General features: G+C 72.4%; 11 protein-coding genes. 4 read left to right on the forward strand and 7 right to left on the reverse strand.

Going from position 1 to position 11,746, the window contains the following annotated elements:
- Positions 1 to 20: 20 nt before the first annotated feature.
- The 7 genes from ACWEPF_RS10735 to rsmI all read right to left on the reverse strand — a co-directional run bounded on the left by ACWEPF_RS10735 (position 21) and on the right by rsmI (position 7,027).
- Positions 21 to 1,010 carry an aldo/keto reductase gene (locus tag ACWEPF_RS10735; RefSeq protein ID WP_452172309.1) on the reverse strand — a complete coding sequence of 330 codons (990 nt, stop codon included), beginning with the start codon at positions 1,008 to 1,010 and terminating at the stop codon, positions 21 to 23.
- A gap of 93 nt (positions 1,011 to 1,103) precedes the next feature.
- Complete coding sequence (locus tag ACWEPF_RS10740) at positions 1,104 to 2,024, reverse strand: 4-(cytidine 5'-diphospho)-2-C-methyl-D-erythritol kinase (protein ID WP_452172310.1); 921 nt, start codon at positions 2,022 to 2,024, stop codon at positions 1,104 to 1,106.
- Positions 2,021 to 2,914, reverse strand: a complete 894-nt coding sequence (gene rsmA, locus ACWEPF_RS10745) for a 16S rRNA (adenine(1518)-N(6)/adenine(1519)-N(6))-dimethyltransferase RsmA (protein ID WP_452172311.1) — start codon at positions 2,912 to 2,914, stop codon at positions 2,021 to 2,023. The genes ACWEPF_RS10740 and rsmA overlap by 4 nt, the downstream gene beginning before the upstream one ends.
- Before the next feature lie 19 nt (positions 2,915 to 2,933).
- Positions 2,934 to 3,803, reverse strand: coding sequence for a TatD family hydrolase (locus ACWEPF_RS10750; protein WP_452172312.1), 870 nt, complete (start codon positions 3,801 to 3,803; stop codon positions 2,934 to 2,936).
- Complete coding sequence (metG, locus tag ACWEPF_RS10755; protein ID WP_452172313.1) at positions 3,803 to 5,422, reverse strand: methionine--tRNA ligase; 1,620 nt, start codon at positions 5,420 to 5,422, stop codon at positions 3,803 to 3,805. The genes ACWEPF_RS10750 and metG overlap by 1 nt, the downstream gene beginning before the upstream one ends.
- Positions 5,423 to 5,507: 85 nt before the next feature.
- On the reverse strand, positions 5,508 to 5,918 hold the full coding sequence (locus ACWEPF_RS10760; RefSeq protein ID WP_452172314.1) for a hypothetical protein: 411 nt from the start codon (positions 5,916 to 5,918) through the stop codon (positions 5,508 to 5,510).
- 260 nt (positions 5,919 to 6,178) lie between these two features.
- The gene (gene rsmI, locus ACWEPF_RS10765) at positions 6,179 to 7,027 is read right to left on the reverse strand and encodes a 16S rRNA (cytidine(1402)-2'-O)-methyltransferase (protein ID WP_345288268.1); all 849 of its coding nucleotides are present in this window, start codon (positions 7,025 to 7,027) and stop codon (positions 6,179 to 6,181) included.
- Positions 7,028 to 7,144: 117 nt separating this feature from the next.
- Between rsmI and ACWEPF_RS10770 the strand changes: the two genes are divergently transcribed.
- The 4 genes from ACWEPF_RS10770 (at position 7,145) to ACWEPF_RS10785 (ending at position 11,731) form a co-directional block, all read left to right on the forward strand.
- Entirely contained in the window at positions 7,145 to 7,558 is a 414-nt protein-coding gene (locus ACWEPF_RS10770; RefSeq protein WP_345288270.1) for a VOC family protein, read from the forward strand.
- 46 nt (positions 7,559 to 7,604) lie between these two features.
- The gene (locus ACWEPF_RS10775) at positions 7,605 to 8,039 is read left to right on the forward strand and encodes a YdeI/OmpD-associated family protein (RefSeq protein WP_449796234.1); all 435 of its coding nucleotides are present in this window, start codon (positions 7,605 to 7,607) and stop codon (positions 8,037 to 8,039) included.
- Between the two features lie 75 nt (positions 8,040 to 8,114).
- Complete coding sequence (locus ACWEPF_RS10780; protein WP_452172315.1) at positions 8,115 to 9,947, forward strand: dolichyl-phosphate-mannose--protein mannosyltransferase; 1,833 nt, start codon at positions 8,115 to 8,117, stop codon at positions 9,945 to 9,947.
- A gap of 119 nt (positions 9,948 to 10,066) precedes the next feature.
- Complete coding sequence (locus ACWEPF_RS10785) at positions 10,067 to 11,731, forward strand: penicillin-binding transpeptidase domain-containing protein (RefSeq protein WP_452172316.1); 1,665 nt, start codon at positions 10,067 to 10,069, stop codon at positions 11,729 to 11,731.
- Positions 11,732 to 11,746 lie beyond the last annotated feature (15 nt).

Below are 11,746 nucleotides of genomic sequence, written 5' to 3' on the forward strand. Positions count from 1 at the left end.
GGCCGTCGGGGCCGACGGCCTCAGTGGGCGGCGTCCAGCCGGGCCCGCTGATCCTCCGTCAGCTCCAGGTCGAGGGCGGCCAGGCTCTCGTCCAGCTGGGCCACCGAGGAGGCGCCGGTCAGCGGGATCACCGGGACCTCGCCGCCGAGCAGCCAGGCCAGCACCACCTGGTTGTGGGTCGCGCCGGTCTCCTTCGCGACCTGGTCCAGCACCGCGCTCCGGGCCCGGGTGCCGGCGTGGTCGAAGGACGGGTCCAGCGGCTTGGCCGTCTCGTTGCCGTAACTGCCGCCCAGCAGCGGGGAGTAGGCGACCATCGCCAGCTCCGGGTTGGCCCGGACGTAGGAGAGCAGGTCGCCGACCACCACGCCCGCGTCGCCGTCCGGGGAGAGCGGGCTGGGGCGGTCGGCCCGGCGGCGGAAGTAGCTGTGGCTGTACTGGAGCACCTCGTACCCGGCCAGGCCGCGCGCTGCCGCCAGGTGGCGGGCCCGTTCGACCTGCCAGGACCAGTGGTTGCTGACGCCCAGCAGGCCGACCGTGCCCTCCGCCACCAGCTTGCCGAAGGCGCCCACCGTCTCGGCGAGCTCCACCGTCGGGTCCTGGACGTGGGCGTAGAGCAGGTCCAGCTTCTCCACCCCGAGCCGCTGCCGGCTCTCCTCGGCCTCCTGCCGGATCGCCGCCGCCGACAGGCCCTCGCGGTTCTCCACGTAGCCGGTGCCGGCCGCCTTCGGGCGGGCGCCCAGCTTGGTGGCGATCACCACCTCGTCGGTGATGCCCCGGCTGCGCCGCCAGTGGCCGAGCACCCGCTCGCTGGCGCCGCCCCGGCTGCCGTCCAGCCAGTAGGCGTAGTTGTTGGCGGTGTCGACGAAGGTGCCGCCGGCCTCGACGAAGCGGTCCAGCACCGCGAAGGCGGTGGCCTCGTCGGTGCGGGTGCCGAACAGCATCGCGCCCAGGCTGAGGACGCTGACCTCGCGGCGGTGCTGCGGGTCGGTGCCGATGGTGCGGTAGCGCATGGCGGAGCTCTCCCCGTTCTCACGGCCCGTCAGCTGCGGGCCCGTGGGAACGAGTCTGGAAGCTGGAGCGCGCTCCAGGTCAACAAGCGGAGGTCAGGCAGAGGTCTGGACCGCCGCCCCCGGCACCGGGCCGTGGGTGACGTGCGCGGCCCGGCAGGTGCCGGAGTCGCGCAGGGCCCGGGCGATGCCCTCGGCCGCCTCCGCGTCCTTGGCCAGGAAGGCCGTGGTCGGGCCGGAACCGGAGACCAGCGCGGCCAGCGCGCCCGCCTCGGTGCCCGTCCGCAGGGTCTCGGCCAGCGAGGGGCGCAGCGAGACGGCGGCGGCCTGGAGGTCGTTGGCCAACGCCCCGGCCAGGGCCGTCGGGTCGCCCTCGGCCAGGGCGGCGAGCAGCGCCGGGTCGGCGTCGGGGGTGGTCACCTCCGCGGAGGTGCAACCGGTGCCCGCCTCGGCCCGCAGCCGGTCGCACTCGCGGAACACCGCCGGGGTGGACAGCCCGCCGTCGGCCACCGCGAAGACCCAGTGGAAGGTGCCCTCGACCGGCAGCGGGGTCAGGATCTCGCCCCGGCCCCGGCCCAGCGCCACCCCGCCGAGCAGCGCGAACGGCACGTCCGAGCCCAGCTCGGCGGCCAGCTCGTGCAGCACCTCGGCGGGGGTGTCCAGCTTCCACAGGGCGTCGCAGGCCACCAGCGCGGCGGCCCCGTCGGCACTGCCGCCGGCCATGCCGCCCGCCACCGGGATGGCCTTCTCGATGTGCAGCGCGACGTTTGCCTCGATGCCGTGGTGGGCGGCCAGCGCGTACGCCGCCCGGGCGGCGAGGTTGGAGTCGTCCAGCGGCACCTGGTCCGAGCCGGGGCCCTCGCAGGTCAGCGTGACGCCCTCGCCCTGACGGGCCGTCACCAGGTCGCCGAGGGCGACCGCGAAGAACACGTTGGCCAGGTCGTGGAAGCCGTCGGGGCGCAGACCGCCCACGCCCAGCTGCACGTTGACCTTGGCGGGCACCCGTACGGTGATCACTGGGCGGCCTCCGCCTTCGGCTTGTGCTCGGCGATCGCCGCGAACTGCTCCACCGTCAGCATTTCGCCGCGCAGGGTGTGGTCGATGCCCGCCCCGCGCAGCGCCTCCTCGGCGGCGGCCGGCGAGCCGGCCCAGCCGGCCAGCGCGGCCCGCAGGGTCTTGCGGCGCTGCGCGAAGGCCGCGTCCACCACGGCGAAGACCTCCTGCCGGGTGGCGGTGGTCCGCGGCGGCTCGCGGCGGATCAGCGAGACCAGACCCGAGTCGACGTTCGGCGCGGGCCAGAACACGTTGCGGCCGATGGCGCCGGCCCGCTTCACGTCCGCGTACCAGTTGGCCTTCACGGACGGGACGCCGTAGACCTTGTTGCCCGGCTTGGCGGCGAGGCGGTCGGCGACCTCGCTCTGCACCATCACCAGGGTGCGCTCGATGCTCGGGAAGGTGGCCAGCATGTGCAGCAGCACCGGGACGGCCACGTTGTAGGGGAGGTTGGCCACCAGCGCGGTGGGCGGCGGGCCCGGCAGCTCGGTGACCTCCATCGCGTCGCTGAGCACCAGGTCGAAGCGGTCGGCCCGCTCCGGCATCCGGGCCGCCACGGTGGTCGGCAGGTGCTGCGCCAGCAGCGGGTCGATCTCCACCGCCGTGACGTGCTCCGCCACCTCCAGCAGCGCCAGCGTCAGCGAGCCCAACCCCGGCCCGACCTCCACCACCGCGTCCTCGGCCGTCACCCCGCCCGCCCGGACGATCCGCCGCACGGTGTTCCCGTCGATGACGAAGTTCTGCCCGCGCTGCTTGGTCGGCTTCACCCCGAAGGCGGCGGCGAGCTCGCGGATGTCCGCGGCGCCCAGCAGGTGGGTGGTGTCGGGGGCGGTGGGTTCTTCGGTGCTGCTCACCCGGCAAGGATACGGGCGATCAGTAGCCGAAGGCGCGGGCCGTGTTGGCGGCGATGGCGGTGGCGAGCTCGTCCTCGTGCAGGCCCAGGGTGTCGGCCATCGAGCGGAGGGTGACCGGGATGAGGTACGGGGCGTTGGGGCGGCCTCGGTAGGGGTGGGGGGTGAGGAAGGGCGCGTCGGTCTCGATCAGGACGCGGTCGAGGGGGGTGACGGCGAGGGCGTCGCGCAGGGGCTGGTTGGCCTTGAAGGTGACGGGGCCGGCGAAGGAGAGGTACCAGCCGTGCTCGGCGCAGACCTTGGCCATGGCGGCGTCGCCGGAGTAGCAGTGGAAGACGGTGCGCTCGGGGGCGCCCTCCTCCAGCAGGACGGAGATGACGTCCTCGTGGGCATCGCGGTCGTGGATGACCAGGGCCTTGCCGTGCCGCTTGGCGATCTCGATGTGGCGGCGGAAGGACTCCTTCTGGATGTCCACGCCCTCGGGGCCGGTGCGGAAGTAGTCGAGGCCGGTCTCGCCGACGGCGAGCACCTGCGGGAGGGCGGCCAGCGCGTCGATCTCGGCCAGGGCGGCTTCGAGGGCGGGCGAGCCGCCGGGGGTCCGGCGCTGGCCGGACCACCCGTCGGGGTCGCCGAGGACGAGGCGGGGCGCCTCGTTGGGGTGCAGCGCGACGGCCGCGTGGACCTGCTCGAACTCCGCCGCCAGCGCGGCGGCCCAGCGGGAGCCGGGCACGTCGCAGCCGACCTGCACGACCGTGGTCACCCCGACCGAGGCGGCCCTGGCCAGGCCCTCCGCGGGGGTGCCGGACTGCATGTCCAGGTGGGTGTGCGAGTCGGCCACCGGCACCGCGAGCGGTGCCGGCAGCGGCGGCGGGGTCGAGCGGTCGTCGGCCATCAGGCTGCGGGCTTCTCTTCCAGGCGGGGGAACAGGATGTCGCCCTTGACCACGGTGGCGCCGGCGGGCAGCCGGCCCCAGTCCGCGACGGTGGCGATGGTCTGGTCGCGGAGCTGGCCGAGCGACTCCTCCGCGCCGAGCGACTCCCAGAGCTTCTGGGCGGTGGTCGGCATCAGCGGGTTGAGCAGCACGGCGGTGGCCCGCAGCGCCTCGGCGGCGGTGTAGAGGATGGTGGCGAGACGGGCCTGCCCCTCGGCGGACTCGTCCTTGGCGACCTTCCACGGCTCCTGCTCGGTGAGGTAGCCGTTGACCTGCTTGATGAACTCGAAGACGGCCGCGATGCCGCCCGCGAAGTCCAGCTCCTCGCCGATCTTCTGGTCGGCGGCCTGAGTGGCCGTCACCAGCCCGGCCGCGACGGCGGCTTCGGCCTCGCCGGCCGCCGTGGCGGCGGGCAGCTTCCCGTCGAAGTACTTGCCGACCATGGCCGCCACCCGGGAGGCCAGGTTGCCGAAGTCGTTGGCCAGCTCGGAGGTGTACCGGGCGGAGAAGTCCTCCCAGGAGAACGAGCCGTCGGTGCCGAACGGGATGGCCCGAAGGAAGTAGTAGCGGTAGGCGTCCACGCCGAAGTGCGAGGTCAGGTCCTGCGGGGAGATGCCGGTCAGGTTCGACTTGGACATCTTCTCGCCGCCGACCATCAGCCAGCCGTTGGCGACGACCCGCTTGGGCAGCGGCAGCCCGGCGGCCATCAGCATGGCCGGCCAGATCACCGCGTGGAAGCGCAGGATGTCCTTGCCGACCAGGTGCACCGAGGCGGGCCAGAGCTCAGCGAAGCGCTCCGGGTCGGAGCCGTAGCCGGCGGCGGTGATGTAGTTCTGGAGCGCGTCGACCCAGACGTAGAGGACGTGCTTCTCGTCCCAGGGCAGCGGGACGCCCCAGTTGAAGGTGGAGCGGGAGATCGAGAGGTCCTTGAGGTCCTGCTCGACGAAGCGCAGCACCTCGTTGCGGGCCGAGGCGGGCTGGATGAAGTCCGGGTTGGCCGCGTAGAACTCCAGCAGCTGCGGGCCGTAGGCGGAGAGCCGGAAGAAGTAGTTCTCCTCCTCCAGCCACTCGACCGGGCGCTTGTGCACCGGGCAGAGCTTCTCGTCCTCGGTGGCACCGGGGAGCAGCTCGCCGGGGAGCTTGTACTCCTCGCAGCCCACGCAGTACGGGCCGGAGTAGCCGCCCTTGTAGATCTCGCCCTTGTCGAACAGGTCCTGGACGAACTCCTGGACCCGGTCGGTGTGGCGCTTCTGGGTGGTGCGGATGAAGTCGTCGTTGGCCACGTTCAGGTGCTCCCAGAGCGGCTTCCACTCCTGCTCGACCAGCCGGTCGCACCACTCCTGCGGGGTCACGCCGTTGGCGTCCGCCGTCCGCATGATCTTCTGGCCGTGCTCGTCGGTACCGGTCAGGTACCACACCTTCTCGCCGCGCTGGCGGTGCCAGCGGGTGAGGACGTCCCCGGCGACGGTGGTGTACGCGTGGCCCAGGTGCGGGCGATCGTTCACGTAGTAGATCGGGGTGGTGACGTAGTAGGCCGAGTTCGATGCCTCGGTGGTGCTGTGCTCTGCAGTGGCCGCCATGGCCGAAATCTTAGCGGCGCGAAGGAACCACCCTCGACTCGTTAAAGGCGGGGGTGGTTCCGGGACGGGGGACGGCTGCGGAGGGTCAGGCGGCGCGGCCGAAGAGCGAGCGCAGCCAGGTGCGGAAGGAGCGGTGCGGGAGCCTGGTCACCGTACGCTCGGGCTCGGCGTGGGAGGCGTAGCCGGGCGAGGAGTGCCAGTTGTGCTCGGCGGTGGCCACCCGGCCCTCGCGCATGATCCGCACGGTGTGGCCGCCGCAGCCGGGGCAGGTGGGCTTGAGCAGCGGGGACGGGACCCGGACGCCGTTGGCGTGGTACTCGATCACGGTGTGACCGTCCCGGGCGATGTGGTGCTCGATCCGGTACCCCTGCTCCCAGCCGTAGCCGCAGCTGAGGCAGGCGAAGGAGTACGCCTCGTGGACGACCTCCACCGGGACGTGCTTGGTGAACTGCGTGCTGGCCGGGGTGGTGGTCGGGGTGCCGATCGTGTCGCTCATGGCCGTCTCCCAGCGCCCGCCGGGCGCTCGCCCGGCTCGGGTCTTTCCATCTCAGGGAATGCCCGGGGCCCGTGCTCCGCCAACCGGCTTGCCGAACCTTGGTGCCGAATTGGAGAGCCTTGTACGACAAGCGGGTGAAAGCTTCAACGAGCCTTGGCTTTACCCAGTGCTCCCTCCACGGTACGCGCCCGGGAACGTCGCTGCTCAGCCACCGTTTGCGCGCTGTTCGCGCGCCCCCCGGCGCTCGTCGGCAGCGCGGTTCAACCGGCGTGCTTGGCGGCCACCACGGCGTCGAAGACCTCGCGCTTGGGCAGCCCCAGTTCGGCCGCCACCGAGGCGATGGCCTCCTTGCGGCGCTCCCCCGCGGCCTCCTCGCGCAGGGCCACCAGCCGGGCCAGCTCGGCCGGGGTGTGCTCCTGCGGCGGGGCCGGCGGGGCGCCCGCCACCACCACGGTGATCTCGCCCTTGACGCCCTCCGCCGCCCAGGCGGCCAGCTCGGCCAGCGGGCCGCGCCTGACCTCCTCGTAGGTCTTGGTGAGCTCGCGGCAGACCGCGGCCGGGCGGTCGGCGCCGAGGGCCTCGGCCATCGCGGCCAGCGCCTCGGCGATCCGGTGCGGGGCCTCGAAGAAGACCATCGTACGGGGCTCGGCCTTGAGCTCGGCCAGGGTGCGGGCCCGGTCGCCGTTCTTGCGGGGCAGGAAGCCCTCGAAGGTGAAGCGGTCCACCGGCAGGCCGGACAGGGCCAGGGCGGTCAGCACGGCCGAGGGGCCGGGCACCGCGGTGACCTTGATGCCGGCCGCCACCGCCGCGTCCACCAGGCGGTAGCCCGGGTCGGAGACGGAGGGCATCCCGGCGTCCGTCACCAGCAGCACCCGGGAGCCGTTCTTCAGCGCCTCCACCAGCTCGGGGGTGCGGCCGACCTCGTTCCCCTCGAAGTAGGAGACCACCCGCCCGGTGGGCTCCACCCCGAGCGCCTGGGTCAGCCGGCGCAGCCGCCGGGTGTCCTCGGCGGCGATCACGTCGGCCGAGCCGAGCTCGGTCAGCAGCCGGGGCGGCGCGTCCGCCACGTCGCCGATGGGGGTTCCTGCAAGCACCAGTACGCCAGTCACCCGCCCATCCTCCCAGACCCGGGGAGAGCGGTCAGGAATGGAGAAGCACCGGTGGCCGGGTGGCCCGTAGCGTGATCACCACGGAAAGCAGTACGGACCGCACCGAGGAGAAACACCATGAAGGCTCACGTCAGCTCGATCCTGCTCGGCGTCCGGGACATGGACCGGGCCAAGGAGTTCTACACCGAGGGCCTCGGCTGGAAGATCAAGAACGACTTCGGCATCTCGGTCTTCTTCGAGTCGGACGGCGCCTCGCCGGTCGGCTTCTACGGCCGCGAGGGCCTGGCCGGCCTGGTGGGCACCTCCGCCGAGGGCAGCGGCTTCAGCGGGCTGGTGCTGACCTACGTGGTGCGCAGCGAGGCCCGGGTCGACGAGGTGATGGCCGAGGCCGCCAAGGCCGGCGCCACCGTCCTCAAGCCGGCCGGCGCGCTGCCCTGGGGCGGCTACGGCGGCACCTTCGCCGACCCGGACGGCTACGTCTGGAGCCTCGGCTACAGCGCCCAGGGCGAGGACCAGCCGTACGCCGAATAGCCCTCGCCCCGCCACCCGAACCGACACCGCGTCAGGAGTACGGACCATGAAGTTCCTCGCCACCGTCGAACCACCCGAGCCCATGCGGGGGCTGGAGGTGCCGCCCGAGGTGGTGGCGGCGCTCGGCGGGGGCGCCCGGCCGCCGGTGGTGATCACGGTCGAGGGGCACTCCTGGCGCAGCCGGGTGGCCGTCCTGCGCGGCCGTCACCTGCTCGGGCTCAGCAACGCCAACCGGCGGGCGGCCGGCGTGGAGATCGGCGAGGAGGTCGAGGTGGAGCTGGAGCTCGACACCGAACCGCGGACGGTCGAGCTGCCGGACGACTTCGCCGCGGCGCTGGACGCCGAGCCGGCCGCCCGCGCCGCGTACGACCTGCTCACCGACAGCCGCAAGCGCCAGCACGTCCGCACGGTCGAGGGCGCCAAGAAGCCCGAGACCCGGCGGAGTCGGATCGAGAAGGCCGTCGCCACCCTGCGCGGCTGACCGAGGTCCCTTTATTTGGTGACGAATCGGGCAGCTTTGCGGCGGGCCATTGTCTTGGTGGGGGGCGCCCCTACGATGTGGCGGGTGAGCGGCGAGAAGGGTCCCGAGGGACCGGTTGGCGTAGACCACTCGGAGGCGGGCGCGGTTGCGCTGCTGGACGAGGCGGTGGCGGTACCGGGGCCCCGGGACGGCGAAGAGGGCGCGTCGGGCTGGCGCCGGGCGCTGGAACGGCTCGGACACCGGGCGGCCGAGCCCGTCCCGGTGGCCGAACGGCTGGTGCCGCCGATGCCGGACGGCCCGAAGGTGACGCCCCGTCGGGTGGCGCCCTCCCCCGTGCTGCTCTCGCTCGGGCTGCGGCTGCCGGACGCGCTCTGGTCCTGGCTCTGCCGCTGGGCCGGCTGGCTGGGCCCGGTCGCGGTGGCGGTCTTCGCCGGGGTGCTGCGGTTCTCCGGGCTGAGCGGCCCGCACTCGTTGATCTTCGACGAGACCTACTACGCCAAGGACGCGTACTCGCTCTGGCAGGTGGGCTACGAGACCAGCTGGCCGGACGACGCCAACACCAAGATCATGGCGCCGCAGCAGTCCATCCCGTTCCGCGAGGACCCGTCGTACATCGTCCACCCGCCGGTCGGGAAGTGGATGATCGGGCTGGGCGAGCAGCTGTTCGGGATGAACCCCTTCGGCTGGCGGTTCGTGGTGGCGGTGCTCGGCACCCTCTCGGTGCTGATGATCGCCCGGATCGGACGCCGGCTGTTCCGCTCCACGCTGCTGGGCTGCGTGGCCGGCCTGCTGCTCGCGGTGGACGGGCTGCACTTCGTGATGAGCCGGTCGGCGCTGCTCGACCTGGTGGTGATGTTCTGGTGCCTGGCGGCCTTCGGCTTCCTGCTGCTGGACCGGGACCGCACCCGGGGTCTGATCGCCCGTCGGCTGGAGCAGGGCGGGAAGCCCGACGCCTGGTGGTTCGTCGGGGTGCGGCCGTACCGGATCGCGGCCTGGGTCTGCGTCGGGCTGACCTCGGCGACCAAGTGGAGCGGGATCTACGTCGCGGTCGCCTTCCTGCTCCTCGGCGTCTGCTGGGACTACGGCGCCCGCAAGGCGGCCGGCTCCAGGAACCCGCTGGGCTTCGCCCTGTGGGACCTCGCGTTCGCCGGCCTGGTGATGCCGCTGATCGCCGTCGTCGTCTACGTCGCCTCCTGGACCGGCTGGTTCGCGTCCTCCCGGGGCTACGGGCGGGACTGGGCGGCACACCGGGCGGGGCTGTCGCCCGACACCGTGTTCGGCGTCGAGATGCCGTTCCAGTTCGGCATGAGCTGGGTGCCGGAGTCGCTGCGCAGCCTCTGGCACTACCACGCGACCATGTACGACTTCCACGTCGGCCTGACCAGCCCGCACACCTACCAGTCGAACCCGTGGAGCTGGCTGCTGGTCGGCCGCCCGGTCTCCTTCTTCTACGAGTCCCCGAAGATGGGCCAGTCGGGCTGCAAGGTCAGCGAGTGCGCCACCGAGGTGCTCGGCATCGGCACGCCGCTGCTCTGGTGGACCGGGATCGTGGCGGTGCTCTACTGCCTGTACCGCTGGGTGGCCCGGCGGGACTGGCGGGCGGGCGCGATCCTCTGCGGCCTGGCCGCGGGGTACCTGCCCTGGTTCATGTACCAGGAGCGGACGATCTTCCTGTTCTACGCGGTGGTCTTCGTCCCGTTCCTGGTCCTGGCGGTGACCATGATGCTCGGCGCGCTGATCGGGCCGGCCACCGCGAGCCGGGACCGGCGGCTGATCGGCGGCACGGCGGCCGGGGTGATCGTGCTGCTGGTGATGTGGAACTTCGCCTACTTCCTGCCGATCTTCAGCGGCCGCACCATCCCGATGGACGACTGGCGCAGCCGGATGTGGTTCAACACCTGGATCTGACCGGCTCCGTACCAGCTCTGCAACAACGGGCGGGTGGATCGCCCACGCACCGTTGACCTCGGCTTATGGTGGGCTGGACCTGCCATGACCATCGGGGGAACAGCACCATGCACACGGGCGTGAAGATAGGGATCGGCGTCGTGGGCGCCGGCATGCTCGGCGTGGCCGGGCTCGGCGCGTACAACATCTACGACTCGGTCTCCGACGGCTCCAAGGACTCCGCGCCGAAGGTGCGCACCGTGGTGGCCGAGGCCCCGGCGGCAGACCTGGCCGCGACCGGCGCGAAGGCCTTCCTGGAGGCCTGGGCCAAGGGTGACTACGAGGCCGCCGGGAAGCTCACCGACAAGCCGGACACCGCCAACACCGAACTGCGCAACTTCCAGGACCGCCTGAAGCCGAGCGCGATCACCCTGACCCCCGGCGGGGCCCCGACCGCCGCGCCCTCGCCGTCCGCGTCGGCCTCGGCATCGGCCTCCGCCGCCCCCGCCGCGGGTGGCGGCACCAGCGTGCCGCTGACCTTCAAGGCCAAGGTGGAGTTCGCCGGGGTCGCCGGCGCCTGGACCTACGAGGGCCGGCTCAACCTGGTCAAGATGAGCGACGGCAAGGCGGCCGTGCAGTGGGCGTCGAGCGTGCTCAACCCGAAGCTCAAGCCCGGTGAGATCGCCGACATCAAGCCGATCACCGCCAAGGTCACCGGTGTGGTGGACCGCAAGGGCAGGAAGCTCAACTCGCCGACCCTGAACGGCCTGCTGGCCAACATCAAGCCGGCCGAGGTGAACCCGGGCGACGCCGGCACCGGCGTGGTGATCACCAAGGCGAACGGCTCCCAGGAGACGCTCTTCACCATCACCGAGCCGAAGGCGGGCGCGGCCGCCAAGGTGACCCTGGACGCGACCCTCCAGGCCGAGGCCGAGAAGGCCGTGCAGACCGCCTCCGACAACGGCAGGCTCCCGGCCTCGCTGGTCGCGATCGAGCCCTCCACCGGCAACATCCTGGCCATCGCCAACGCCCCCGCCACCGGCCAGAACCGTGCCTTCCTGGCCGCCATCGCCCCCGGCTCGACCATGAAGGTGGTCTCGGTGGCCGCCTTCCTCGAGGCCGGTGTGAAGCCGGACGACGTGGTGGCCTGCCCGGAGACGCTGAACGTGTCCGGCCGCACCTTCAAGAACGACTTCGACGGTGACCACTCGGACTACAAGCTCTCCCAGGACTTCGCCCAGTCCTGCAACACCGCCATGATCAAGAAGGGCCAGGAGGTCCTGAAGAACGGCGACATGGAGACGCTGGCCCGGGACGCCTTCGGGATCGGCCCGACCTGGAAGACCGGTCTGCCGCTCGCCCCGGCCAGCGCCCCGGTGCCCAACGGCGCCACCGAGCGGGCCGCCCAGATGATCGGCCAGGGCAAGATCACCATGAACGCCCTGACCATGGCCTCGGTCTCCGCCACCGTGCAGAACGGCACCTTCAAGCAGCCGATCCTGGTCCCCGGCTACGAGCAGCAGAGCGCCGCCAAGACCCTCTCCCCCTCCACCCTGTCCGGGCTGCGCCAGATGATGAACCTGACGGCCACCCAGGGCACCGCCGCCAACGTGATGCGCGGCATCACCGCCAACGCGGGTGCCAAGACCGGCACCGCCCAGGTGGACGGCCAGAAGGACGACAACAGCTGGTTCACCGCCTACCGCGGCAACCTCGCGGTGGCCGCCGAGGTCGGCGGCGGCGGCCACGGCGCGGCCGCGGCCGGGCCGGCGGCGGCCGCGGTCCTCAAGCTCGGCAACGGCTGACCGGGCCGACCGGGG

The organism is Kitasatospora sp. NPDC004289 (assembly GCF_053602875.1).